Source organism: Actinomadura rupiterrae, from assembly GCF_024172125.1.
Lineage (GTDB): Bacteria > Actinomycetota > Actinomycetes > Streptosporangiales > Streptosporangiaceae > Spirillospora > Spirillospora rupiterrae.
Window position 1 is genome coordinate 315,310 of record NZ_JAMZEA010000004.1, and the last position, 22,929, is coordinate 338,238.

The 22,929-nt window shown below is 71.5% G+C and carries 21 protein-coding genes; 13 read left to right on the plus strand and 8 right to left on the minus strand.

What is annotated here, in order from left to right:
* The first annotated feature begins 24 nt into the window (after nucleotides 1-24).
* Both FHU30_RS14450 and FHU30_RS14455 read left to right on the plus strand, forming a co-directional pair.
* A complete protein-coding gene (locus FHU30_RS14450; RefSeq protein WP_253875982.1) occupies nucleotides 25-372 on the plus strand; it encodes a hypothetical protein in 348 nt (115 codons plus the stop codon).
* Nucleotides 369-806 carry a DUF6896 domain-containing protein gene (locus FHU30_RS14455; protein ID WP_253875985.1) on the plus strand — a complete coding sequence of 146 codons (438 nt, stop codon included), beginning with the start codon at nucleotides 369-371 and terminating at the stop codon, nucleotides 804-806. The genes FHU30_RS14450 and FHU30_RS14455 overlap by 4 nt, the downstream gene beginning before the upstream one ends.
* Nucleotides 807-834: 28 nt before the next feature.
* Here FHU30_RS14455 and pdxR read toward each other — a convergent pair whose 3' ends face one another.
* Complete coding sequence (gene pdxR / locus FHU30_RS14460; RefSeq protein ID WP_253875988.1) at nucleotides 835-2,226, minus strand: MocR-like pyridoxine biosynthesis transcription factor PdxR; 1,392 nt, start codon at nucleotides 2,224-2,226, stop codon at nucleotides 835-837.
* Nucleotides 2,227-2,304: 78 nt separating this feature from the next.
* Here pdxR and FHU30_RS14465 point away from each other — a divergent pair, with 78 nt between their 5' ends.
* The 3 genes from FHU30_RS14465 (at nucleotide 2,305) to FHU30_RS14475 (ending at nucleotide 4,891) form a co-directional block, all read left to right on the plus strand.
* Nucleotides 2,305-3,087, plus strand: coding sequence for a metallophosphoesterase (locus FHU30_RS14465; protein ID WP_308211315.1), 783 nt, complete (start codon nucleotides 2,305-2,307; stop codon nucleotides 3,085-3,087).
* An 18-nt stretch (nucleotides 3,088-3,105) separates the two neighbouring features.
* Nucleotides 3,106-3,759 (plus strand): HAD family hydrolase, encoded by a 654-nt coding sequence (locus tag FHU30_RS14470; protein WP_253875993.1) that lies wholly within the window; start codon nucleotides 3,106-3,108, stop codon nucleotides 3,757-3,759.
* Between the two features lie 313 nt (nucleotides 3,760-4,072).
* Nucleotides 4,073-4,891 carry a CHAP domain-containing protein gene (locus FHU30_RS14475; RefSeq protein ID WP_253875996.1) on the plus strand — a complete coding sequence of 273 codons (819 nt, stop codon included), beginning with the start codon at nucleotides 4,073-4,075 and terminating at the stop codon, nucleotides 4,889-4,891.
* Between the two features lie 73 nt (nucleotides 4,892-4,964).
* Here FHU30_RS14475 and FHU30_RS14480 read toward each other — a convergent pair whose 3' ends face one another.
* On the minus strand, nucleotides 4,965-5,957 hold the full coding sequence (locus tag FHU30_RS14480) for an AraC-like ligand-binding domain-containing protein (RefSeq protein ID WP_253875999.1): 993 nt from the start codon (nucleotides 5,955-5,957) through the stop codon (nucleotides 4,965-4,967).
* Nucleotides 5,958-6,171: 214 nt separating this feature from the next.
* Here FHU30_RS14480 and FHU30_RS14485 point away from each other — a divergent pair, with 214 nt between their 5' ends.
* The gene (locus tag FHU30_RS14485) at nucleotides 6,172-6,945 is read left to right on the plus strand and encodes a hypothetical protein (protein ID WP_253876001.1); all 774 of its coding nucleotides are present in this window, start codon (nucleotides 6,172-6,174) and stop codon (nucleotides 6,943-6,945) included.
* A gap of 115 nt (nucleotides 6,946-7,060) precedes the next feature.
* Here the strand turns inward: FHU30_RS14485 and FHU30_RS14490 are convergent, their stop codons facing one another.
* Both FHU30_RS14490 and FHU30_RS14495 read right to left on the minus strand, forming a co-directional pair.
* Entirely contained in the window at nucleotides 7,061-9,550 is a 2,490-nt protein-coding gene (locus FHU30_RS14490; protein WP_253876003.1) for an ABC transporter permease, read from the minus strand.
* Nucleotides 9,547-10,368, minus strand: coding sequence for an ABC transporter ATP-binding protein (locus FHU30_RS14495; RefSeq protein ID WP_253876006.1), 822 nt, complete (start codon nucleotides 10,366-10,368; stop codon nucleotides 9,547-9,549). Before FHU30_RS14495 ends, FHU30_RS14490 begins: the two co-directional genes overlap by 4 nt.
* Nucleotides 10,369-10,535: 167 nt before the next feature.
* On the opposite strand from FHU30_RS14495, the gene FHU30_RS14500 reads away from it, so the two are divergent.
* Both FHU30_RS14500 and FHU30_RS14505 read left to right on the plus strand, forming a co-directional pair.
* Nucleotides 10,536-10,865: an ArsR/SmtB family transcription factor gene (locus FHU30_RS14500; protein WP_253876008.1), complete on the plus strand. Its 330-nt coding sequence runs from the start codon at nucleotides 10,536-10,538 to the stop codon at nucleotides 10,863-10,865.
* Entirely contained in the window at nucleotides 10,862-11,125 is a 264-nt protein-coding gene (locus FHU30_RS14505) for a hypothetical protein (RefSeq protein WP_253876009.1), read from the plus strand. Before FHU30_RS14500 ends, FHU30_RS14505 begins: the two co-directional genes overlap by 4 nt.
* A 148-nt stretch (nucleotides 11,126-11,273) precedes the next feature.
* On the opposite strand, the gene FHU30_RS14510 is transcribed toward FHU30_RS14505, so the two are convergent.
* On the minus strand, nucleotides 11,274-13,217 hold the full coding sequence (locus FHU30_RS14510; protein ID WP_253876011.1) for a glycoside hydrolase: 1,944 nt from the start codon (nucleotides 13,215-13,217) through the stop codon (nucleotides 11,274-11,276).
* A 105-nt stretch (nucleotides 13,218-13,322) separates the two neighbouring features.
* Here FHU30_RS14510 and FHU30_RS14515 point away from each other — a divergent pair, with 105 nt between their 5' ends.
* From FHU30_RS14515 to FHU30_RS14535, 5 genes are all read left to right on the plus strand, one after another.
* Nucleotides 13,323-13,991: a hypothetical protein gene (locus FHU30_RS14515; protein ID WP_253876012.1), complete on the plus strand. Its 669-nt coding sequence runs from the start codon at nucleotides 13,323-13,325 to the stop codon at nucleotides 13,989-13,991.
* Nucleotides 13,988-15,076 carry an XRE family transcriptional regulator gene (locus FHU30_RS14520; protein ID WP_253876014.1) on the plus strand — a complete coding sequence of 363 codons (1,089 nt, stop codon included), beginning with the start codon at nucleotides 13,988-13,990 and terminating at the stop codon, nucleotides 15,074-15,076. Before FHU30_RS14515 ends, FHU30_RS14520 begins: the two co-directional genes overlap by 4 nt.
* Nucleotides 15,077-15,309: 233 nt before the next feature.
* Nucleotides 15,310-16,062 carry a L,D-transpeptidase family protein gene (locus tag FHU30_RS14525; protein WP_253876016.1) on the plus strand — a complete coding sequence of 251 codons (753 nt, stop codon included), beginning with the start codon at nucleotides 15,310-15,312 and terminating at the stop codon, nucleotides 16,060-16,062.
* A gap of 481 nt (nucleotides 16,063-16,543) precedes the next feature.
* Nucleotides 16,544-16,936 carry a BlaI/MecI/CopY family transcriptional regulator gene (locus tag FHU30_RS14530; RefSeq protein ID WP_253876019.1) on the plus strand — a complete coding sequence of 131 codons (393 nt, stop codon included), beginning with the start codon at nucleotides 16,544-16,546 and terminating at the stop codon, nucleotides 16,934-16,936.
* A gap of 17 nt (nucleotides 16,937-16,953) precedes the next feature.
* Nucleotides 16,954-17,811 (plus strand): arylamine N-acetyltransferase family protein, encoded by an 858-nt coding sequence (locus tag FHU30_RS14535; protein ID WP_253876022.1) that lies wholly within the window; start codon nucleotides 16,954-16,956, stop codon nucleotides 17,809-17,811.
* On the opposite strand, the gene FHU30_RS14540 is transcribed toward FHU30_RS14535, so the two are convergent.
* The 3 genes from FHU30_RS14540 to FHU30_RS14550 all read right to left on the minus strand — a co-directional run bounded on the left by FHU30_RS14540 (nucleotide 17,808) and on the right by FHU30_RS14550 (nucleotide 22,327).
* On the minus strand, nucleotides 17,808-20,873 hold the full coding sequence (locus tag FHU30_RS14540; protein ID WP_253876024.1) for an FAD-binding and (Fe-S)-binding domain-containing protein: 3,066 nt from the start codon (nucleotides 20,871-20,873) through the stop codon (nucleotides 17,808-17,810). The genes FHU30_RS14535 and FHU30_RS14540 overlap by 4 nt on opposite strands.
* Before the next feature lie 107 nt (nucleotides 20,874-20,980).
* Nucleotides 20,981-21,220 carry a DUF397 domain-containing protein gene (locus FHU30_RS14545; protein WP_308211316.1) on the minus strand — a complete coding sequence of 80 codons (240 nt, stop codon included), beginning with the start codon at nucleotides 21,218-21,220 and terminating at the stop codon, nucleotides 20,981-20,983.
* A gap of 237 nt (nucleotides 21,221-21,457) precedes the next feature.
* The gene (locus FHU30_RS14550; protein ID WP_253876029.1) at nucleotides 21,458-22,327 is read right to left on the minus strand and encodes a helix-turn-helix domain-containing protein; all 870 of its coding nucleotides are present in this window, start codon (nucleotides 22,325-22,327) and stop codon (nucleotides 21,458-21,460) included.
* Nucleotides 22,328-22,929: the final 602 nt, after the last annotated feature.

Consider the following 22,929-nt stretch of genomic DNA (forward strand, 5'->3'; position numbering starts at 1 on the left):
GTGTACAGGTGGGAGCATTGACCGGTGATCGAGGAACTGAGGGAGATGAGCGAACGCGAGTACTTCGCCCTCGTCAGGAGTCGGCTGGGAATGTTCGTGGTAGGCGGCCGGTTGGCGGGCCTGGAGGCTTTCTTGGACGGTTACGACCAGCACGCACTGCGGCATGGTGGGCCTGGTCTCCAGGGCTGGAGGGAATGGCTCGTCGCCCGCCGTGGGAGAGACTGCAATCACGGCTGGTCAGGGCAAGTGCACCACATCGCCCTCCCGGACGGCTGGGATCACTGGGAGTTGCCTCCCGGCAAGGAGGAACACGTCATCGCCGTCCTCTTCGACCTCCTCGACGAGTACCTCGCCGAACAAGAGGCCTCGTGAACGGGCCGGAGCTGGACCCGCCGCCCTCGCGGGACGCGAAGGGGGTGGTGCTGGAATACCTCCGGTGCTTGCGCGTCGCGGAGGCGGCAGTGGTCCCGCAGACGGCTCCCGCCATCGATGGTGTGGCTGCTCTCGTCACGGCCGTCATCAGGCGGCAAGCGCCGCGCGAGCACCGGCTTCCCGATGGCACGCACTACTCGGTGCACGGTATCGGCTGCCTGATCACCCTTCCGGACGGGGCGGAGGTCGACGTGGATATCGACGCGAACGGCCCTCTGCTGCGTTTCAACGCCTGGCGAGTCTGGATGTTCGCCGAATCGGTTGGGCATGACGAGCTGACAGTGCCGCAGCTGGCGACGGCGTTGGAGGACCTGGCATCCGAGGGTCTGCTCCGTCGTAGCGAGGAAGGGACCGGCTGGTACACCAACGGATGAAGTCCCTGCGGAAGCCGGCGCGCCGCTGTCAGGGGTGGAGGGCGGTGAGGAGGGCTTCTAGGGCTGGGAGGTAGTCGGGTTCTGAGGGGGCGGCGAAGCCGACTAGGAGGCCGCCGGGCTGGTCCTGGGGATTGTGGTGGAGTTCGGATAGGCCTCTGAGGGCTACGCCGTTTGCTGCGCAGCGGGCTAGGGCTTCGGGTTCGGTTGGGCCGTTCCTCGGAAGAAGGAGGAGGGCGTGCAGGCCGGCGGGGACGCCAAGGGTAGTGAGGCCGGGGACGGCGGCGGCTCGGTCTAGGAGGAGGGCTCGGCGGCGGCGGTACCGGAGGCGGGCCGAGCGGATGTGGCGATCGTAGGTATGGCGGGCTATGAGGTCGGCCAAAACCAGTTGGCTCAGGGTTTCGGTGTACAGGTCGGCGTCTTGTTTGGCTTGGACGACGTCCGGGACCAGGTGGCGTGGGAGGACCATCCAGGCTAGGCGTAGGGCTGGGCCTAGGGTTTTGGACGCTGTGCCGCAGTAGACGACGTGGTCGGGGGACATGCCTTGGAGGGCTCCGACCGGTTGGCGTTCGTAACGGAATTCGCCGTCGTAGTCGTCCTCGACGATGACGCCGCCGGTGGTTCGCGCCCATGCGCATACCGCCTGACGGCGGGCCGGGTGGAGTGGGACGCCGGTCGGGTACTGGTGGGACGGCGTGAGGAAGACCGCGTCGGCGTTCGATGGAATCAGGTCTACGCGGGCGCCTTGCTCGTCCACCGGGAGTGGGGTGGTGGTGATGCCGCCGCGTTGGACGGCTCCTCGGAAGATGTTGTGGCCTGGGTCCTCAACGGCGGCGGTCGTGGTTCCGGCGGCGGCCAAGACGCTGCTCAGCAGGCGGACGCCCTGGTAGTAGCCGGACGTGATGACGATGCGGTCGGGGGTGGCGACTGCACCGCGGGTGCGGCCCAGGTAGTCGGCGAGGGCCTGGCGCAGTTCGAGGCGTCCTTGCGGGTCACCGGCGGCGAAGACCTCGGGACGGGCGCCGGTCAGGACGCGGCGCGTTGCGGCGAGCCAGGCGCTCGTGGGGAAAGTGGTGAGGTCAGGGCGTCCTGGGCGGAGGTCGTGGCGGGGACGCGGAACGTCGGGCGAGGGCGGTTCCGACTCGGACGCCGGTGAAGTATGCCCTGCGACTGTCGTGCCTGCTCCTCGGCGGGTGATGAGGAAGCCTTCCTCGGTGAGCTGGTCGTAGGCGGCGGTGACGGTGCCTCGGGAGAGGCCGAGGTCCTGTGCCAGGCCCCGGGTGGACGGCAGGAGGGTTCCGGCGGGGAGGCGTCCGTCCTGGATCGCGGCGCGCAGGGCGGCTTCCAGGCCCGCGCGGCGCTTGCCGGTGGTGCCCAGGTCGAGATGCAGGTCGAGCCCCGAACTGGACCAAGAACGTGTCATGGAACTGGATCTTATTTCTGGACCAGTCGGACTTTAGGCTCACGATCACCGGCCACCGGAGGGAGCGGAACTTTGACCGTGATCGCCCATGTGAGTGACGTCCATGTCGATGGCACGCAGCGCAGCGCCGAGCGCACTCGGGCCGTGATGGCGTACCTGGACGGGCTGAACGCCGATCTGGACGCCGTATTGGTCACCGGGGACATCGCCGATCACGGACGCCCGGAGGAGTACGAACTGGCCCGCGAACTGCTGTTCGCCTCGCGGCATCCCGTCATGGTCTGCCCCGGCAACCACGACGAGCGCGCCGCGTTCCGGGAGTTCCTGTTGAGGGAGCCGCCCTCGAAGGAGCCGTCCCTCAAGGATCTGTCCTCCAAGGAGCCGGTCAACCATGTGCGGGACGTCGGCGGCGCGGTGATCGCGCTCTGCGACTCCTCGATACCGGGCGCGGACGACGGGGTGCTGGAGGACGAGACGCTCGACTGGCTGTCGCAAGTGCTCAAGGAGACCCCGGAAACCGCGCCCGTCCTGGTCGGTTTCCATCATCCGCCGACGTTGCTGCACGAGCCGTTCATCGACGGCATCCGGCAGTTCCGCACCAAGCGGCTAGCCGAAATCGCCGACAGCCATAACAACGTGGTCGGCTTCCTGTGCGGACATGCGCACACCGCCGCGGCTACGACGTTCGCCGGACGGCCCCTACTGGTCGCGCCTGGCGTGGTCTCCACGCTCCGACTGCCCTGGGAACAGCGCGCACACCCCGAGGATTACGTGCATCTCGACCAGCCGCCTGCGATCGCCTTTCACGTCCTGGACGACACGGGACGCATCACCACCCACTACCGGTCCGTGCTGGTCTGAACGACGCCTGGAGAACGCATGTCGCGCAAGCTGGTGATCTTCGATAACGACGGGGTGCTCGTTGACAGCGAGCGGATTTCGCACAGGGTGCTGGCCGGGTATCTGACCGAGCTGGGCTATCCGATGACGGTCGAGGAGTCCGTCCATCACTTCCTCGGGACGGCCGCCCGCAACGTCCATGAGGTGATCGCGGACAAGTACGGCGGTGGCACTTTGCCCGACGGGTTCGTAGCCCTCTGGCATGAGCGGGTCTTTGAGGCTTTCCAGCGGGAACTTGAAGCCACCGAGGGAGCCGCCAAGCTGCTGGCCGAGCTGAACGACAGAGGTATCCCCTACTGCTTGGCCTCGTCGTCCGATCGGTCCTGGATTGATCTGACGCTTGAGCGGACGGGGCTGCGTGGCCATCTTCGTCCGGAGCAGGTGTTCAGTGCGCAGGACGTCGGCGGCGTCGGCAAGCCAGCGCCTGACTTGTTCCTGCATGCCGCGAAGGCGTTCGGCGTGCAGCCCAGCGAGTGCCTGGTCGTTGAGGACAGTCCTAACGGGGTGCGCGCGGCCTGTGCGGCGGGGATGGACGTGCTCGGGTTCACCGCGCTGACCCCCGCCGATCGGCTCCGCGACGCCGGGGCGACGCGTCTGATCGGCAGCCTTTCCGAGGTCCTGGACCACCGGTGACCGGCGGCTCCGGCGCCCGGCAAGGACGGCTTACAGGCTGACAACACCGAACTCTTGTGGGACGCCCGCCTCACCCGCCACCATGATCTCCGCCTTGGCCCATCGCCTGCCCCCGGCCGCCAGGACGGTTGCGAAAGCACCGTCCCGCGCTGCCGGCGTCCGTGCGCCGAGCGGACCGGCGAGCAGCGGAAGGACGGCTCGCTCGCGCATGAACGGCGCCCCGCCGAACCGGCGACGGTCCGAGGTTCCCTGGCGCTCCGGGGAGGAGTGCCCGAGCCGGCGATCCCGGCTCTACGGAAATGAAGGGGAAAGCATGAACGTGCTCAGCAAGGCTCTGACGGCCGCCACGGCCGTGGCGGCACTCGGCGGGGGCATTCTCGCCACGGCGGGCCCGGCGTCCGCGGCCGCGCGCGACGGGAAGTGCGACAACGGCGAGTTCTGCCTGTACTTCAACAGCGGCGAGAAGGGTTCGCTGTCGGACTTCACCGGTTCGGTCAGCAACTACGGGGCCAAGCAGCCCGGCTGCTACGACTTCAAGAGCGCCGGCGCGGGCAAGGGCAAGTGCGTCAAGAACTCCGCCGCCTCGGCGTGGAACCGCAGCAAGAAGACGGTCCGCATCTACTTCAACAGCAACTACGGCGGCCGTTACCAGGACTTCAAGCCGGGCGCGAAGGGCAACCTGAACGCCGGTCTGAAGAACCAGAACGCCTCGCACCTGTTCCTCGGCTCGGGCGGTGGCGGCGGCGCGCAGACGCCGCGCAACGACTACGACCACAACGCGCGCGGCTTCGCGCAGAACAACTGCACGGCGTTCGCGGCCTGGCGCATCGCGAGCCGCCTCGGCGTCCGCAACTTCAACAACCACTGGAAGACGACCTGGGGCAACGCCGGCATGTGGGACAACGCCGCGCGCCGCGTCGGCGTCAGGGTCGACCGGACGCCGAAGGTCGGCGCGATCGCCGTCAACGACGTCCACAAGGTCGGGCACGTCGCGTACGTCAACAAGGTCTACGCGGACGGCTCGTTCGACGTCGAAGAGTACAACTGGAACTACCCGCTCCACTACGGCACGCGTCACCACCTGCGCGTGAGCAACGCGCAGAACTCGTTCCAGTGGATGCTGCACTTCTGAGCACGTCCTGACTCCGGCAAGCAGGTTCTGACGCCACTCCGCAGCCCCCGCACCGCGGCTGCGGAGTGCGTGGTCAGCCGCGTTCCCTGCGGTACTCGACAGGGGTGAGGCCGTAGGCGGCGCGGAACGTCCGGCTGAACGCCGCGGCGCTGGTGAAGCCCCAGCGCGCGGCGATGGCCTGGACGGGACGGTGCCGGAGTTCCGGGGCGGCGAGGTCGGCGCGGCAGCGTTCGAGGCGGCGCCGCCGGATGGACGCCGCGACTCCTTCGGGCTCGTCCTCGAACAGGGTGTAGAGCGTCCGCAGCGAGATGTGGTGCCGCTCGGCGATCAGCCGCGGCGTCAGCTCGGGGTCGCCGAGGTTCTGGTCGATGAACGTGTTGATTCGGCGAAGGAGCGCGTGGGCGCGGACCTCGGCCGGGGTTTCCCGCTCGTTCCCGAGCTGCTGCGAGAGGCTCGCGGCGGCGAGTTCCACCGCCATGTTCCCCAGCGCGGCCAGGCTGGACGGGGGCGTGTCGGGGCCGTGCGCGGCGAGCGAGAGCAGGAAGTCCGACAGGACGGCCGTCAAGCCCTGGTCCGCGCGGACGCGCCGGGCGAGAAGCCGGTCGAGCTGCTGGGACGGCAGCGGCATCACGGCCTTGGGAATCTGCAGGACGACGACCTCGACGTTGCGTCCGTCCAGTCCCGAGCCGGATTCGTAGGGACGGGACGTATCCCACACCGCAAGGTCCCGGGCCTGGAGGGCGGCCTCCGAGCCATCCTGGGCGAACCACGCGGTTCCCTTGAGGACCAGGCCCATCTGGTACTGCTCCGGGTCTCCCGCGCGGATCAGGCGGGGCGTCCGGCGCGAGCGCAGCGGCGAGTAGGTGAACCTCGACACCTGCGTGGACCCGAGGTCCAGCAGGGCGCCTTCGGCATGGAACCGGTCGGAGTCCAGGGGACGGAACTCCGACGGCATCAACGCGCGGGACACGGTTTCGGTGAACCAGTCGACCCTGTCCGCCGCCGAGTCGGTCGCGGCGGGGCCGCCGTGCCGTCCCTTCGGCGCCTCATCTGCCGAGTTGCGCACGTGCTGAACGGTACAAGACCGCGCCGACACCCTTCCTCCGAACGTCCACGCGCGTTCTCCGGACGTCGGCGCACGCAATGCACAGCAAACCCGCATCCCGCGCAAACCCCACCCGGCCCCTCCTCTCTAGGCTCCTACGTCGTCCGTCTCGCCTGCGGCGACATGAGCTCGCCACCGGCGATGTGAGAGGCAGAAGGGTTCCGAGGTTCACCATATGAAGATCAAGCTGACCGCGCTCGCCGCGGCCGCGCTGGCGGCCACCGCCGCCACCGCCGCCACCGTCCCGGCGTTCGCCGCCGCCCCGGCGCAGCCGCGCACCGAGGCCGCCGCCGCGCGCTCGGTGCTGAAGTCCGGCCAGACCCTCAAGGCCGGCCAGTCGCTGCGTTCGGCCAACGGCCGCTACAAGCTGGTCATGCAGTCCGACGGCAACCTGGTCGTCTACCGGGGGTCCAGCTCGATCTGGAGCTCGCACACCTGGGTCAAGGGCTCGTCCGCGACGATGCGCACCGACGGCGACCTGGTCGTCGGCAAGGGGAGCCACCGGTACTTCAGCAGCCACACCGCCGGGCACAAGGGCGCGTACCTGTACCTGCAGAACGACGGCAACGCCGTGGTCTACAAGTCGCGGACGGCCCTGTGGTCGAGCTACCAGTGGATCAGCACGCTGTCCAACGGCGTGACGCTGTACCCGTACCAGAAGGTCGTCTCGCAGAACCGCCTGTGGCAGCTGCGGCAGGAGCCGAGCGGCGACCTGGCGCTGTACTACAACGGCAAGCTCCGCTGGCACACCGGCACGGCCGGCCACAAGAACGCCGCGACGACGATGCAGACGGACGGGAACCTGGTCGTCCGCGCGGGCGGCAAGGCGATCTGGTCCACCCACACGTGGCACAAGAACACCTGGCTCGCCGTCCAGAACGACGGCAACATCGTCGTCTACACCGGCCACATGCAGGCCCTCTGGGACCGCTACCACGGCCACCACTAACCCGATCCCCCTGTAGCGGCACCGAGGCGCCCGGTCGCCACTGAACGGCAGGCGGCCCGGTCGCCACTGAACGGCGGGCCGCCCGCCCGCTGAGCAGTGGGCGGGCGGCCTGGGGTTACTCGCGGAGGGCTATGCCTTCGATGGGCGGGGTGCGCAGGGCGCCTCGGCCGGGGAGGGCGGTGGCGGCCCAGGCCAGGCCCGCGGCGGCCAGGACGATCAGGACGTAGCCGACCGGCTGGATGTGCGGGAGCGGCGTCCCGGCGACGCCGACGCTGAACGCGGTCAGCGTGACCAGTGCGATCAGCGAGCCGAGGGCGACCGCGATCACCGTCACCGCCAGCGTCTCCCAGCGCAGCATCGCGCGGACCTGCCGCCGTTCGGTGCCGACGAGGCGGAGCAGCGCCAGCTCGCGGCGGCGTCCGCTGGTCGCCATGGCGAGGGTGTTCACCACGGCGATCGCGGTGAACGCGACGACGAGCGCCATGATGACGAGGTTGACGATCGAGCCGCCGCCGTCCGGGCCGGACGAGTGCGGAGATGCCGGGGAGCCGGCGGTCAGGCCGGGGAAGGCGCGCAGCGCGGCGTCCACGTCGGCCTGGGAGCCGCCGCTGACCACGACCTCGGCCGCGCGCGGGTCGTCGACATGCGCGGCGACCTGGTCGTGCGGGAGCAGGACGTCGCCGAAGCCGAGCCCGCGGTCGTAGAGGGCGACGACGCGGACCTTCGCCTCCGTGCCGTCCCCGAGGCGGAGGTCGAGGGTGCCGCCGAGCTTGGCGTCCATGAGCCCTGCGGCGTCGCGGCTCACGCCGGCCGTGCCCGGGGCGAGCGCGGAGAGGGAGCCGCCGTGCACGTCCGGGTCGAGCGTGCGCGTCACCTGCTCGGGGGTGACGCCGGAGGCGCGGTAGCGGTCGCGGCCGAGGTAGACGGTGCTGTGGACGACCTCGGTAGCCGCCCGCACGCCGGGCGTGCGGCGGAGCGCGGCGGTCGCGTCGGCGGGCACGCCCAGCGGGCCGGTGACCACGTGGTCGCCGACCGTCCCGCTGCGCGCCTGGTCGTGCGCGGCGCCGGACAGCGTGGAGTACACGAACACGACCGTGCAGGTGATCGCGACGGCGAGGCTGAGCGGCGCGATCACGGCGGCGAGCCGCCGGTGGTCAGCGCGGTTGCTCTCGGCGGCGAGGTAGCCGCCGACGCCGGACCAGCGGGCGGTGAGCCGGGTGAGGACGACCGTCCCGCGGGCGAGCGGCGCGCCGAACACCGCGACCGCGGCGGCCGCGACGACCACGCCGCCGAACGCGATCGGCAGGTCGGCCTTCTGGTTGTGCAGCAGCCCGAGGACGACCAGCACCCCCGCGAACGCGACCAGGCAGACCGCGCCGACGACCCGGGCCCACGAAGCCGTCCCCCGGGACGGGCGGACCGCCTCGCCGAGCGCCTCCACCGGACGGACGCGGTTGACGTGCCACGCGGTCGTTTGCGCCGCCGCCCACGCCGCGCCCATCGTGACCGCCACCGCGACGAAGGCGGGGAACGGGCCGAGCGAGAGCGGCAGCGTCGCGGGCATCGCCCCGGCCGCGACGAAGATCCGCCGCATCAGCGCGACCAGCCCGAACCCGCTGAGCGCGCCGAGCGTGGCGGCGACCGCGGACAGCAGCAGCACCTCGCGGCTCAGCAGCCGGCGGATCTGCTTCGGCGACGCGGCGACCGCGCGCAGCAGCGCGAACTCGCGGAGCCGCTGCTGGATCGACAGCGTGAACGTCCCGGCGACGACCAGCACGGCGATGCCGAGCGAGACGCCGCCGACCGTCGCGCCCATGCTGATCAGCATCACGCGGTAGCCGGACGCGGCCGGGAACTCCGACTCGCCGCGCGCGTCCCCGGTGCGGATCGTGTAGGGGACGCCGTGCAGCGCGTCCCGCACCGACTGGAGTGCCGACACGGGGCTGACGCCGATCGCCGCGACCTGGCCCGGATGCCCGGCGAGCCGCCGCGCCTCGGGACCGGAGAAGTACAGCAGCGCCTGGCCGCGCAGGCCGCGGTCGGTCACGCCGCTCACGGTGTACCGGGCCGGCGCCCCGACCGACTGGACGAGGACCTTGTCATCCGGGCGGACGCCGGCGTGCGAGGCCGTCGACGCGTCCAGGACGATCTCGTCCGGCGCGGTGGGCGCGCGGCCGGAGGCGATCCGCATCGGGGTGAGCGCGGCCGAGTCCCAGCCGTACCCGAGCGAGGGGGTCGAGGCGAGCGGGCGTCCCGACGCCGACACGAGATCGGCGGGGAAGCTCACCTCGGGCGCGACCTGCTTGACGCCCGGCGCGGCGGCGGCCTTCGCGACCGCGCTCTCCGGCAGCCAGGCCCGCTGGTCGATCGCGCGCGACCGGTGCCGCGCGTGCCCCTTGTGGTACTGGACGGCATGGACGCTCTGGTCCCCCGTCACGACGATCGGCGCGCCCGCGTACCGCTGCGGACGGGGCGTGCTCGCCACCCCCGTCTGGAGCAGCACGCCGCACGCCGTGACCAGCGCGGCCGCCGCCCACAGCGCGATGAACGCGCCCGCGAACGCGGCCTTGCGGTGCCGCAGCGAGCTGAGCGCGAGCCGCATCATGACCGCTCCAGGCGGGTCATCCGGGCGGCGACGGCCGCCGCGTCGGGACGGTCCAGGGCGTCCACGATCAGGCCGTCCGCGAGGAACAGCACCGTGTCGGCGTAGGACGCGGCGACCGGGTCGTGCGTCACCATCACCACGGTCTGGCCGAGCGCGTCCACCGACCGGCGCAGCAGCGACAGCACCTCGCGGGCACTGCCGGTGTCCAGCGCGCCGGTCGGCTCGTCCGCGAACACCACCTCCGGGGCCGTGACCAGCGCCCGCGCGATCGCGACCCGCTGCTGCTGGCCGCCGGACAGCTCGGCGGGGCGGTGCCCGGCCCGGTCGGCGAGCCCGACCGAGGCGAGGGTGGTGCGCACCCGGGCCCGGTCCACGCGCGTCCCGGCGAGCCGCAGCGGCAGCCCGACGTTCTGCTCGGCGGTGAGGAACGGCACCAGGTTGAACGCCTGGAACACGAAGCCGAGCCGCTCGCGGCGCAGCACCGTCAGCTCCTCCTCGGTCCGCGCGGTCAGCTCGACCCCGCCGACCTGGACGCTGCCGGACGTCGGCCGGTCGAGCCCCGCCGCGCACTGCAGCAGCGTGCTCTTGCCGGACCCGGAGGGACCCATGACGCAGGTCAGCCGGCCGCGCGGCAGCCCGACGGTGATGCCGCGCAGGGCGGCCACCGCCCCGGGGCCGTCGCCGTACCGCCGCCAGACCTCGGTCAGCACGACGGCCGTGCCGTCGTCCTCCCCGGGTCCCGCCCCGGCAGGCGCACCGGCGTGCGTACCGGCCTGCGCACCGATTCCGAGAACCCGGGCGCGCCGGGTGGCGCCCATTAATCGCTGCATGACACGACCCTTTCCCGGACCGCCGGACCGCCGTGCTCGTAGGGTGAAGCGACACATGTAAACTATTCCTAACACATGACATTCCGGCGATACAAGAGCACCTCCACTACCCTCATCGGAGCCGTCCTCACCCCATCAGCCCCAAGGGAAGCCACATGAGCAGCACCCCGCCGACGGGGGACGAACTGCTGGCCGCGCTCGCCGCCCTGGCCAACCCGCACCGGCTGCGGATCGTCGCCGCACTCGCCGGGAAGCGGAACTACGTCAGCCAGCTCGCCCGCGAGCTCCAGATGAGCCGGCCGCTGCTGCACATCCACGCGCAGCGCCTCGAAGAGGCGGGCATCATTCGCGCGACCCTGGAACTCTCCAAGGACGGCAAGGCCATGAAATACCTCGAACTCACCTCGTTCGAGATAGTCCTGTCGGCTGCGTCGATCGCCGCCGCGGTCCCCACTCTCGGCACCGACACCAAGGAGAAGAAATGACGGCTGCGAGCGGCCACTGGAGCGACTGGGGCCAGATCACCTTCGTCCTCGTCTTCCTGGCCCTGATGACCTTCCTGGTGATCGGCGTCCTGGCCGTCAGCGCCCGCATCGTCGCCGCCCGCGTCTCGGCGGCGCGCGAGCGGGATCTGAGGGACCTGGTCCAGCGCTCCCAGGAGCTGGAGACCAAGCTCCACGCCGAGCTGAGCGAGCTCCGCCAGCACGTCACCCGTATGGAGCAGATCTTGCGCACCGTCGAGTGACCCGTCCGGCCGCCGGACCCGGCGCGTCCAAGCCGGGGAAGCTCGCTTACGCGCTCGCCTACAGGAAGGCGTATGGCTTGAGCTGACGACATGAGGCGGCGTCCGGACCGCGCGGTGAGCCCGCTCCGGACGCCGCCGCGGTTCCGTTTCAGGCGCGGCTGGTGAGCTGGACGCGGGACAGTTGCGGGGTGAAGACGAGCGGGTCGTCTGCCAGCTGGATCTTCAGGTAGGCGGCGTTCGCGGGCAGCGGCGCGGCCGGGGTCAGCAGGTGGCACTTCCAGCCGAGCTTCGCGTCCACCTTGTACTCCGGCGACGAGGCCAGGGCGATGTCCGTCCAGGTCGTGCCGTCCGGGGAGACCTGCGCCGTCACCTTGCCCATGAGCCCGGACGCGTAGGACGTCAGCACGAACGACGTGAGGCCAGGGCGCTTGTAGACGACCCAGCCGGGCGCCCAGCCCGTGCGCTTGAGCCGGGACGGGTCGCCGGAGAACATCGCGGAGTTGTCCTTGTCCAGAGCCAGCCCGGAGCTGTGCGCGTGGACGTGCGACAGGTCATTCAGGTCGTCCGAAAAGGTCGTCGTCTTCGGGACGTCCGGCAGCGGCCGGAGCCCGAGCGTGGTCCAGATGACGACGCCGCGGCCGGGCAGGTCGGCCGTGAAGGACGGCCCGGACGCCTGGCGCTTGGGCGTGGGGAAGCCCTGCGCGTCCGCCGGGCGGTCGTCGGCGAAGTAGCGGTACTCCAGCAGCGAGGACGTGACGCCAGGGACGTTCAGCCTGACCGTGTGCGCCTGGTCGGTGTCGTTGACGACGGCGATCGAGAGGTCCCCGCCGGGCAGCAGCGCGGCCGTCGCGCGAACCCCGGTGATGCCCGTGCCCGGGACGGCGAGGATCCGCGATCCCTTCGGGAAGCAGCGGCTCAGCAGGGACCACGTGTAGTACCAGGGCCGCAGGTCGGCGTCGCTCGCCGGGTAGCCGTCCTGGCCGCCGAGCGAGTTCCAGAAGCCCCAGCCCTTGAGGTTCTTGGAGCCGTACTCGCCGCCGGTGTGCTGCGCGTCGTCCAGGTCCCAGGCCAGGACGCCCTGGGCGCCGGCCCGCATGACCTGGACGGCGTAGTCGGCCATCTGGACGCCGTACTTGAAGTCGTAGCGCAACTTCTGGGTGTCCGGCGAGACCAGGCCCTTGTCGATACCCGCCTCGGTGACCAGGAAGGGCTTGGCAGCGGTGTCGCCGTTGTCGATGTACTGGCGCTGCCACCAGAGCCGGTTCTCCAGGTCGCCGTACTCGACGTTGTACTCGTACTCGTACTTGTGGACGTCGTAGGCGCCGACCCGGCCCCTGGACGTGTCGACCGTCTTCACCACCCAGCTCTCGTCGTGGCCGGTGGCGGTGTCGGCGGTCTTGGAGAGGAAGTCGTCCGCCTCGGTCGCGTCGGGCCCGACGACGGAGATCCGGTCGAGCAGGCCGCGCCGGGACAGCTCGCCCTGCACGTTCTCCAGCGTCCTCTTCCAGGGGTCGAAGTCGCCGTAGTCCGGGAACCACAGGTTCGGCTCGTTGTGGAAGTTGTAGAGCGCGAGGCAGGTGTACTTACGGACGTCCAAAAGGTGCTCGACGAGATCGGCCACCGCCGTCGCGTACCTCGGATCGTCGCCCGGAACGTCGAACTTGCCGATGCCCGGGACCCAGTCGCCGATCACCACGCTCGCGCCGAGCCGCTCGGCGCGGTCGAGCATGCCGTAGAGCTGCCGCATCTGGTCGGAGTCCCAGTCGTAGACGGGCCGTCCGGACGGCGCGTCCAGGCCGGTGACGTACCACGCCGGGGTGATCATCACGCGCAGCAGCGAGGGGCGCATGAAGGCGAGCCGCTCGTCCACGCGCCGCCACTGCGCGTCGGTCAGCGCCAGCTCGAAGGGCGAGAAGTGCACGCCGAGGCCCTGGAAGCCGTCCCGCCAGACGTTGCCGAGCAGGACGGTGACCGCGTCACCCGCCGGAGCCGCCGGAGCCGCCGCCAGCGCGCGGCCGGGAAGGACCGCGCCGGAGGCGGCCACCGCCGCGGCCGCCGCGCCGTACTTGAGGACCTGCCTACGAGCGATCATGAGGGGCTCCGCGGGGGACGTCCGGTCGGTACGCCCGGAGACAATCATGAACTTCTCTCATCTTTCAAGACCCGACTGTCAGAGGTGCGGCGTACCGTCGGTTCCATGGAGGAACGGGACGCTTGGGACGGGCTGCTCGGGGCCGGGTTCCTGCATGCGGCGCGGGAGGCGCACCGCGAGGCGACCCTCGTGGTGTTCGGCGCGCTCAACCGGGCCGGAGGCTTCACCGAGCGGTCGTACGGGGTGTCGTCGTTCGACGTGCTCGCGACGCAGCTCGACCGCACGCTGCGGGTCGGGGCCGGGTCGGGCCGCATCGCCGCGCGGGACGATCTGAACGGCTCGCCCGGCTGGCGCTGCGGGCGGTTCCGGGTGCTGCTCAAGCGGCATCCGTTCGGCGCCGTCCGGACGATCCGCTGGGACCGCGACAGCGCCACCAAGCAGGCCGTCGCGCGGCAGGAGTTCGCGGACGACCCGCAGCTCGCCCTGCCGATCCCGGGCCTGCCCCGCGACACGCCCGGCATGGTGACGCTCGTGCTCGCGCACAGCGCCACCGAGGATCCGCTGGAGATGGAGCTCTTCCTGGGCCGTCCCCGGTGGAACGAGGACGGCGGGACCCCCTGGCACTGGGTGCGCGCGCTCGACGACGCGTCGCTCGGCGCCGATCCACGCCGTAAGCTCGTCGAGCCCACCCTGCCGCTGTGGAGCGACGACGAGGCCGATGTGCCGATGCGGCTTCGCGCGCGGGAAGAGACGAGCTATGAAACGGCACGGTGAACGACGAGGAGCGCATCGCCACCAGGCATCCCCGGGTGGTGTTCGACGGTGAGCGGCTGACCCTGGCCCGGCGGCTGCGCGGGCTGCGCAAGAACCAGCTGGCGCAGGCGGTCGGCACGACCCCGGCGACGATCGGGCAGTACGAGGCGGGCGTGCACCGGCCGTCCGGGCGGTCGCTGTCCCGGCTCGCGATCGCGCTCGGCGTCCCGGTCGACTTCTTCCGTCCCGGACGCGGCCCGGTGTCGCCGGACGCCGCGCACTTCCGGTCGCTGCGCTCCACCACGCAGGTCGAGCGCGACCAGGCGCTCGCCTACGGGCGCATCGCCGCCGACCTGGTCGCCGTCCTCGCCGAGGTGGTCGAGTTTCCGGCGGCGGCGCTGCCCGAGCATCCCGTGTCCCCGGACGAGATCGCCGGGCCCGGGCCGGTGGCCGCCGCCCGCGAGGCGCGCGCCGCGATGGCCTCCGGCGCCGCCGGGGCGGTGCCGCACGTCGTCCGGCTGCTGGAGCGGCACGGCGTCCTGGTGCTGGTGATGCCGCCGTCGTCCGAGCGGGTGGACGCGTTCGGGATCGGCGCGCACCCGCATCCGATGGTGCTGTTCAACCCCGCCAAGGGCGACTACTGGCGGAACCGCTTCGACGCGGCGCACGAGCTGGGCCACCTGGTCATGCATGCGGACGCCGAGCCCGGCAGCAAGATCGTCGAGGACCAGGCGCACCGGTTCGCCGCCGAGTTCCTGATGCCCGGACCCGCCATCGCGGACGTCCTGCCCGCCGTCCCGGACTGGGACCGCCTCGCCGCGCTGAAGGCCGAGTGGGGCGTGAGCATCGCGGCCCTCCTCTACCGCGCCCGCACCCTTGGTGTCATGCCCGAGCAGGTCTATCGCGAGGCGATGGCGACGATGTCCCGCCAGGGCTGGCGGCGCGCCGAGCCCGGCCCGTCCGGCGGGACGCGCCCGCTGGAGCGTCCCACGCTGCTGACGCGCGCGATCGAGCTAGCCGCGGCCGGCGGCCTCGACCGGGACGCGCTGGCCGACCGCGCCCGCGTCACCCGCGCCGACCTCGACCTCCTCGTCCCACCCCGCTAGCGCGCGCCCGCACGTCCTTCTCCTTGCCGAACGTGAATCCGTCTCGGCTGCCCGTGAACCCGGGCCGGGAAGCGGGCGTCAACTTGTATGCGCTTGCGTAGCTCCTCCCCCCTTGTCCCCCGATGTTTAGCGGGTTACTCAAGGGGAGTACGCCTGAACGTATCCGCTCATAGCTCACCTTCCACTCCCATCACCCCACATGTACGCGCCCCCCGCGTCCGAGGAGAACCTGAATGCGCCGAATCCTGCTTGGTCTCGTCCCCCTGGCGATCGCCGGGACGATCTCCACCGTCCTGCCCGGCACGGCCGAAGCCGCCGTGACCCGCGCACCGGACCGGACCCGGCAGCTCGCCGCGCCCCGCGCCCCGCAGGACGTCACGGCCGCGGCCAAGACGCTGCACTACGGCGACAAGGGCGCCACGGTGAAGTACCTGCAGCAGCGGCTGCGCGCCCTGCACTACGACCCCGGCACGGTCGACGGCAAGTACGGCAAGGACCTGCGCTTCGCGGTGTACGCGTTCCAGCGCGTCAACCACATCAGCCCGTCCAGCACGGTCGGCCCGCGGACGTGGCGCGCCCTCACCCACCCGGCCGCGCCGCCGCGCATCATCAAGGGCGGCGCCGCGAACCGCGTCGAGGTGTCCAGGAAGCACCAGCTCGTGGTCGTCTACGAGCGCAACCAGGTCAAGCTGATCACCATCACGTCCACCGGGTCCGGCAAGCGGTACTGCTCGGGCGGTTCGTGCGGCTACGCGCGGACGCCGTCCGGGAACTTCCGCGTGCAGCGGAAGATCAACGGCTGGCGGCACGCGCCGCTCGGCCTGCTCTACAAGCCGATCTACTTCCACGGCGGCTACGCCCTGCACGGCAACCCGAGCGTCCCGCTCTACCCGGCGTCGCACGGCTGCGCCCGCATCCCGATGTACCACACGGCCGACCTGCTGTTCCGCCTGATCCCGGTCGGCACCGCCGTCTACGTCCGCTAACCACCCCCGGGTCCGCTGAGGCGGCCCGCCCTCGCGCGGTCGGGCTCGCGCGATAAGGCGCGTGCGGCCGGGCTCGCGCGGCCGGGGCCCCGCGGGCGGGGCCTCGTAATCATGCGCGCGCAGCCGGGCTCGCCCGGCTGCGCGCGCGGGCGGAGTCGCGGGTCGGTGGGACGGCCACGGGTCGGCCCGGGCTCGGCGCCGGTGGGCGCGGGACGCGGGTCGCCCACCGCGCCGGGTCGGTCCCGGAGCCCGGGGGTCGGTGACGGGCTCCGGTCGGTCTGGCCCGGCGCGATGGGCGTCTTGCGGAGCATTGATTACTCTCCGCAACGTCTTCATTACCCTGGAGCATGATCGCTAACCGTGCGATGGAAATCCCGTGGAACGATCGGGAGAACCCGCGGGGACGAGGCGCCCCGGAACGGACGGCGCGGACTACGATTGCCCCATCATGCAAACGTCGGACGGAGCGGGGACGGATCCGGTGACGCGCAGACGGCTGGGACAGCTGGAGGCCGAGGTGCTCGCGGCGCTGGGCGCGGCGCGACGGCCGGTGGCGACCGCCGAGCTGCGCGACGCGCTGCCCGGCGCCCCCGCCTACACCACGGTGAACACGATCCTCTTCCGGCTGCTGGGCAAGGGCCAGGTCAGCCGGATGCGCGAGGGGCGGCACTTCCTCTACAAGCTGGCCGTGGACGAGTCCCGGCTGGTCGCGGACCAGATGCACGACCGGCTGCGGGTGGCGAGCGACCCGCGCGCGGTGCTCGCCCGCTTCGTCGCGGCGCTGAGCGGCGAGGAGGAGCGGACGCTGCGCGCGATCCTGGCGCAGCCGCGCGAGCCGCTCCCGATGGAGCACATTGACCTGAAGTCCGGTTGAGGTCGTACCGTTCGTCCATGAACGACTTGTGGCACGGAAGCGAGCTGGACCTCGACGCCTACCTCGCCCTGACCGGGTTCGACGGGGAGCGCGCGCCGACGCTGGCCACGCTGCGCGCGCTGCACCGGGGGCACACCACGTCGATCCCGTTCGAGAACCTAGAACCGGTGCTCGGCCGGCCCGTCCTGCTGGACCTGCCGTCCTTGCAGGCCAAGCTGGTGCGGTCCGCCCGCGGCGGTTACTGCTTCGAGCACGTCACGCTCTTCGCGGCCGTGCTGGAGAGGCTCGGGTACGACTTCACCGCGCTCGTCGGACGCGTCGTGGTCGGCGCGCCGGAGGGGGCGATCCGTCCGGCGACTCACGCGCTGCTGATCGTCCGGCCCGCGGACGACGACCGCGAGTGGCTGTGCGACGTCGGCTTCGGCGGCGGCCCGCTCGAACCGCTGGAGTTCGCGGACGGCACCGAGTCCGAGCAGGACGGGTGGCGGTTCCGGCTCGTCCGGCTGGCGGACGACGAGTTCGGCGTCCGGCACTGGACGCTGGAGCAGCACGGCCCGGACGGCTGGGCGCGGCGGCACGTGTTCGCGCAGGTCCCGGCGTTCCCGATCGACTACACCGTGGGCAGCCACTACGTCTCGACGCATCCGCGCTCGCCGTTCGTCGGGCGGGTCTTCGCGCAGCACTTCGCCCCCGGCCTGCTCCGCCAGCTGGACAACCTCGCGCTGACCACCACCTGGCCGGACGGCACGTCCGAGACCCGCGACCTGGAACCGGACGAGTTCGCCAAGACCCTCGCCGAGTTCGGCATCGTCCCGTCCCGCGACGACCTGGAGAACACGCTCAAGGTCGTCGCCGGCGAGGGCACGCCCGGCTAGCCCGCGTCCGGTCGGAGCGCGCTCGCCAGGAGTTCGGCCAGGTGGACGGCGCGGCGGCCCGTCCCCTGGACGATCTGGACCCGGCACGAGAACCCGTCGGCGAGCACGAGCGGCGCGTCGCGGGCCTTCGGGTACAGCTCGCGTTCGGCGCAGCCCTGCGACACGTCCCAGTGCCCGCGCGCGAACCCGAAGTCGCCCGCGAGGCCGCAGCACCCGGCCCCGACGACGTCCGCCCGGACCCCGAGCCGCTCAAGAATCCGCAGGTCAGAGGTGTAGGAGCCGTGCGCTTCCTGATGGCAGTGCACCTGCGCGACGGCCTCCTGGTCGATCGTCCGGAACGGCCACGGATCGGCGTCCGCGACGAGTTCGGCCAGCGTGGTCACGGATGCGGCGAGCCGGTGCGCGCGCGGGCCGTCCGGCAGCAGCTCGGGCGCCTCGGTGCGCAGCATGACCGTGCAGGACGGTTCGAGCCCGACGATCGGCAGGCCCGCGTCGAGCGCGGGTTCGAGCACGTCCAGGGTCCGCCGCAGCACGGCCTTCGCGACGCCGAGCTGCCCCGTGGAGTGCCAGGTCAGCCCGCAGCAGACGGCGCGCGGCGGAAGCACGGCCCGATACCCGGTCGCCGACAGGACCGAAACAGCGGCGCGCCCGACTTCGGGCGTATGGAACGCGGTAAAGGTGTCCGGCCACAACACGACAGGCCGCACGCCCAGGCGCCCGGTTCGCGCGGCCAGCTCGCGCCGCAATGGCCGGACGGCGAAAGGCGGCAGGTCACGGCGCGGTTCGATCCCCGCCGCACGCTTCACCACCGACGCGACCACCGGACGCCGCAGCGCGGCGTTCGCAACAGCGGCCACGCCCGGGACGGCCGTCGCAATGCGTGACCAGACCGGCAGCCACCCCATCGAGTAGTGCGCCATCGGACGCACGCGTCCCGCGTAATGGCGGTGCAGGAACTCCGCCTTGTACGTGGCCATATCGACGTTGACCGGGCAGTCACTCGCGCACGCCTTGCACGAAAGGCACAGATCGAGCGCCTCCAGCACCTCGGACGAGCGCCACCCGTCCCGCAGCGACTCCCCGCGCAGCATCTCGGACAGCACCCGGGCCCGTCCCCGCGTCGAATGCACCTCGTCCCGCGTGACCTTGAACGACGGACACATCGACGTCCCGTCCCCCAGCGTCCGGCAGGCCCCCACCCCCACGCACCGCTGCACAGCCTTCGCGAACGACCCCTCATCCCGCGAAAGCGCCTGCGCTGGCACAAACCCGCCCCCCGCCGCACCCCCCTGCTCCCGCAGCCCCCGCCCCACCCCAAGCAAACGCCCCAGCCAGGGCGCACGCTCCGGCACGGAACCGTGCTCCGCTGTGGGCGCGTGCCCCGACGTGAGCGCGGGTTGCGGAGTGGATTTGAGTTGCGGGGTGGGCTTTGGGGGGCGGGTGAGGTGGTTGAAGCCGGGACCGGGCCGGAGGCCCAGGTCGAGGGGGTCGGGGTTGGTGATGACGCCGGGGTTGAAGGTGTCGGTGGGGTCGAAGAGGTGCTTGAAGGCGGCGAAGGCCGCGCGCAGCTCGGGCGAGTACATGCGTTCGAGCAGCTCGGAGCGGGCGCGGCCGTCGCCGTGCTCGCCCGACACCGAGCCGCCGTGGGAGACGACGAGGTCGGTCGCGTCCGTGAGGAACGCGCGGTAGGCCCCCGGACGCGTCGCCAGCGGGAAGTCGAGCCGGACGTGCAGGCACCCTTCGCCGAAGTGCCCGAAGGGGACGCCGCGCAGCCCGTGCTCCCTCATCAGGGCGTAGAGGTCGCGCAGGTAGGCGGCGAGCCGGTCGGGCGGGACGGCGGAGTCCTCCCAGCCGGGCCAGGCCTCGCCGCCGTCCGGCAGGCGCGTCACCAGTCCCGCGCCCGCCTCCCGGATCCACCACAAGGCGCGCATGCGGTCCGGGTCGTCCACGACGACGGCGTGCGGAGCGGCCGCGGCCAGCGTCCGCGCTTGCGAGCGGGCCGCCTCGGCGGTCGGGCCGCCGACCTCGCAGTACAGCCAGCCGCCGCCCAGCGGCAGATCGGATCCGGCGTCGTGCCGTCCGGGCCGGGTGCGGAGCGCGGCGAGCAGGTCGGACGCCATGCCCTCGACGGTCAGCGCCGTCCCGGACGCGGCGATGGCCGGCGCCGCCGCCGCGGCCTCGAACACGTCCGGGAAGCCGAGCACGGCGAGCGCGCGGGCCTTCGGCGTCTCCACGAGCCGGACGGTCGCCTCGGTGACGATCCCGCACGTCCCTTCGGATCCGACCAGTGCCTTCGCCACGTCGAAGCCGTTTTCGGGCAGCAGGTGATGCAGGCCGTAGCCGGACCCCTGCCGTCCGAAGCGTCCTAGTTCGGTGCGCAGTGGCGCGAGATGCGCGTCGCGGAGCGCCCGGAGCGCGCGGTCGAGGTCCGGCGCGTCGATCCCGCCGCGGCGCGCCGTGACGTGGCGCCCGTCGGGGAGCAGCAGGTGCAGTTCGCGGACGTTCGCGGCGGTCGTCCCGTACACGACGCTGTGTGCGCCGCAGGCGTTGTTGCCGATCATCCCGCCGAGCGTGCAGCGCGAGTGCGTGGACGGGTCGGGCCCGAACGTGAGCCCGTGCGGCGCCGCGGCCGCGCGCAGCTCGTCCAGGACGACGCCCGGCTCGACCACCGCCGTCCGCGCGTCCGGATCGACGGCCTTGATCGCGGTCAGGTGGCGCGACACGTCCACGACGAGGCCGTCCCCGATCGCGTTGCCCGCGACGGACGTCCCGCCTCCGCGCACCGTGACCGGCACGCCCACCTCGGCCGCGGCGCGCCGGATCCGGTCCAGGTCGCCGACCGTGCGCGGCTCGGCCACCGCCACCGGGACGCGCCGGAAGAGCGACGCGTCCGAGGAGTAGGCCGTCCGCGCCGTCAGGTCGGCGCGGACGATCCCCGGCAGCGCGGCGGCGAGGGCCTCGGCGCGACCGGCGGCAAGAGCCTTCGCGCGACCGGCCGCGAGGCCCTTAGCGCGACCAGCCGCAAGGGCCGCCGCGCGGGATTCGGCGGGAGTGTCGGGCACCCCCTCACGGTAACCAGCGACGTCGCGCCGGAATGAGGCGACCACCTCTCCGTCCGAGTGCGGCCCCCAAACCACACTCGCACACACGGAATTCCGCGCAGCGAAACTCAGCGGAGCCTTGGCAACACATCACAACGACCGGCACGAATACATGTCAGAAGTCCGTGCCACCGCTCGCGGCTCAACTCCATCTCGCCACGCTCGGGCGCGCGCGAGTCACGCACGAGCACCAGCGCACGCCAGGGCGCCACCTCGACGCACTCGCCGCTGGCACCGCTGATACTGCTCTTACGCCAGTCAAGGACGTTCCCCCGGTCCGACCGAACGACCATCCAGCAACCCTCCATACATTGCTGGCGGGGGTCGCCTCGCCCGTGTTTCCGGACCGGCACACCCACCGAGCCAGGGTCGAGTAGGGCACAATGCACCACAACCTTGTGGCCTCTCCACCCCAGAGTGTAAACGTTTGTCCTATTCCCGCCTACACTCCGCCACAAGATCACGGGACGCGCTATATGACCTAATGGCCCGATAGATATGCGCCTTGGGCTATCCCTCCCTCACTCGCGCCACCCGCCGGCTCGCTAGTCCATCCCCGCCGCCACCTGGCGGATGAGTTCGATGGACGCGTCCGCGGACAGGGCTTCTTCGAGCATATTTTCGAATATGTCCCGGTACTCGGCGACCTGCGCATCGCCCCCGCTCACCGTCACCGCGGTTCCGGGACGTCCTTCCAGCTGCAGGACGTCCGACAGCCCGCCGTCGAACTCCAGCAGCACGAACGGGCCGTAAACGCCCTGGTGGTAACCGGCGCTGAACGGGACGACCCGGATGGTCAGCAGGTCCTCGCGCTCGGCCCGGTCGGCGATCTCCCGCAGCTGCGCCGGCATCAGGCCGGGGTTCACCGTGACGCCGACGTGCCGCCGGATCACCGCCTCGTCGAGGATGTAGTACTGGCGCGGCGGCTCCTGCCGCTCCGCCAGTCGGCGCTGCCGTTCCAGCCGCAGCTCGATCGCCATCTGCTGGGACGTCTGGCTGGTCAGGTCCGAGGTGATCACCTCGGCGTACTCGCGGGTCTGCAGCAGCCCGGGCACCAGCGCGTTGTGGAACTGCCTGATGAAGGACGCGCCCGCCGTGTAGCCCGTCAGGCTCAGCAGCTCGTCGCTCACCAGCCCGCGGTACCTGCTCCACCACGGCGTCTCGCGCGCCCCTCGCGCGAGCGACTGCAACCGCTCCTGCCTGCCCTCGGACGTCACGTCGTAGGTCATCAGCAGCGCCTGCAGATCGGTGCGGGTGATCGAGCTCTTGCCGCCCTCGACCCGGATCAGCTTGGACGGCGACCACTCCAAGGTGCGCGCCACCTGCTCCTGGGTCAGGCCTTTCTCTTTCCGGAGCCTGACTAGTTCGCTGCGCAGCAACGCGCTGTCGACTACAGGACCCTGGTCCGTGGCCATCTCAGCCTCATCCTCGTCGTCGGTAGGCCGGACCGGCGCAGGCGGAGCGTCCGGCGACCGAGCCCCGAACGAACGGCGCCTTCACCCGCTATCCGGCTCGTTCTCACAGTGTGTAGTTAGATCCACATGGCGTCCTGCCACATGGCATCCGGCAACAATTCACCTTGCCGTGCTCCAGGGCGGTGTCAAGCGACACGCCACCCGTCCACCCGGCGGGAGGCAGAGCGCCACCGAGCGGCGTTCGACCCCCGGCCGACCGGGCGGCCCGCCGGAGAAGCGACCCCATGTCCGGCTCTGTCATGGTTTCATTCCTCCTCCTTGCGGTAAGGCAGATGTTAGGATGCAATGTAGCAAATCGGTAGACGCCGGAGTGCTCTGCATCACAGTGAGAGTACCTGCTCCGGACCGTCCTCCACCCTGCGTGAGGGGTTGCGGACGGCCGGGAGGGTCCGGAACGCACCGAGGGACGCCGCGCCGACGACCGGGAGGCACTGACGACGGATGCCAACCGCCTATCCAGACGCGGACAGAGCCGCCCCGGATCCGTTCCGACCACCGGTAGCCAGCCAGGCGGGTCGGCACGGGAAGGGGGCGGCTCCGCA

Bases quoted from the DNA above. Each gene is read 5' to 3' on its own strand.
- FHU30_RS14515 (WP_253876012.1), top strand. From the start codon at position 13,323: ATGGAGGAACGGGACGCTTGGGACGGGCTGCTCGGGGCCGGGTTCCTG.
- FHU30_RS14505 (WP_253876009.1), top strand. From the start codon at position 10,862: ATGACGGCTGCGAGCGGCCACTGGAGCGACTGGGGCCAGATCACCTTC.
- FHU30_RS14500 (WP_253876008.1), top strand. From the start codon at position 10,536: ATGAGCAGCACCCCGCCGACGGGGGACGAACTGCTGGCCGCGCTCGCC.
- FHU30_RS14495 (WP_253876006.1), bottom strand. From the start codon at position 10,368: ATGGGCGCCACCCGGCGCGCCCGGGTTCTCGGAATCGGTGCGCAGGCC.
- FHU30_RS14525 (WP_253876016.1), top strand. From the start codon at position 15,310: ATGCGCCGAATCCTGCTTGGTCTCGTCCCCCTGGCGATCGCCGGGACG.
- FHU30_RS14535 (WP_253876022.1), top strand. From the start codon at position 16,954: ATGAACGACTTGTGGCACGGAAGCGAGCTGGACCTCGACGCCTACCTC.
- pdxR (WP_253875988.1), bottom strand. From the start codon at position 2,226: ATGACACGTTCTTGGTCCAGTTCGGGGCTCGACCTGCATCTCGACCTG.
- FHU30_RS14550 (WP_253876029.1), bottom strand. From the start codon at position 22,327: ATGGCCACGGACCAGGGTCCTGTAGTCGACAGCGCGTTGCTGCGCAGC.
- FHU30_RS14475 (WP_253875996.1), top strand. From the start codon at position 4,073: ATGAACGTGCTCAGCAAGGCTCTGACGGCCGCCACGGCCGTGGCGGCA.
- FHU30_RS14545 (WP_308211316.1), bottom strand. From the start codon at position 21,220: ATGGAGGGTTGCTGGATGGTCGTTCGGTCGGACCGGGGGAACGTCCTT.
- FHU30_RS14510 (WP_253876011.1), bottom strand. From the start codon at position 13,217: ATGATCGCTCGTAGGCAGGTCCTCAAGTACGGCGCGGCGGCCGCGGCG.
- FHU30_RS14485 (WP_253876001.1), top strand. From the start codon at position 6,172: ATGAAGATCAAGCTGACCGCGCTCGCCGCGGCCGCGCTGGCGGCCACC.
- FHU30_RS14490 (WP_253876003.1), bottom strand. From the start codon at position 9,550: ATGATGCGGCTCGCGCTCAGCTCGCTGCGGCACCGCAAGGCCGCGTTC.
- FHU30_RS14470 (WP_253875993.1), top strand. From the start codon at position 3,106: ATGTCGCGCAAGCTGGTGATCTTCGATAACGACGGGGTGCTCGTTGAC.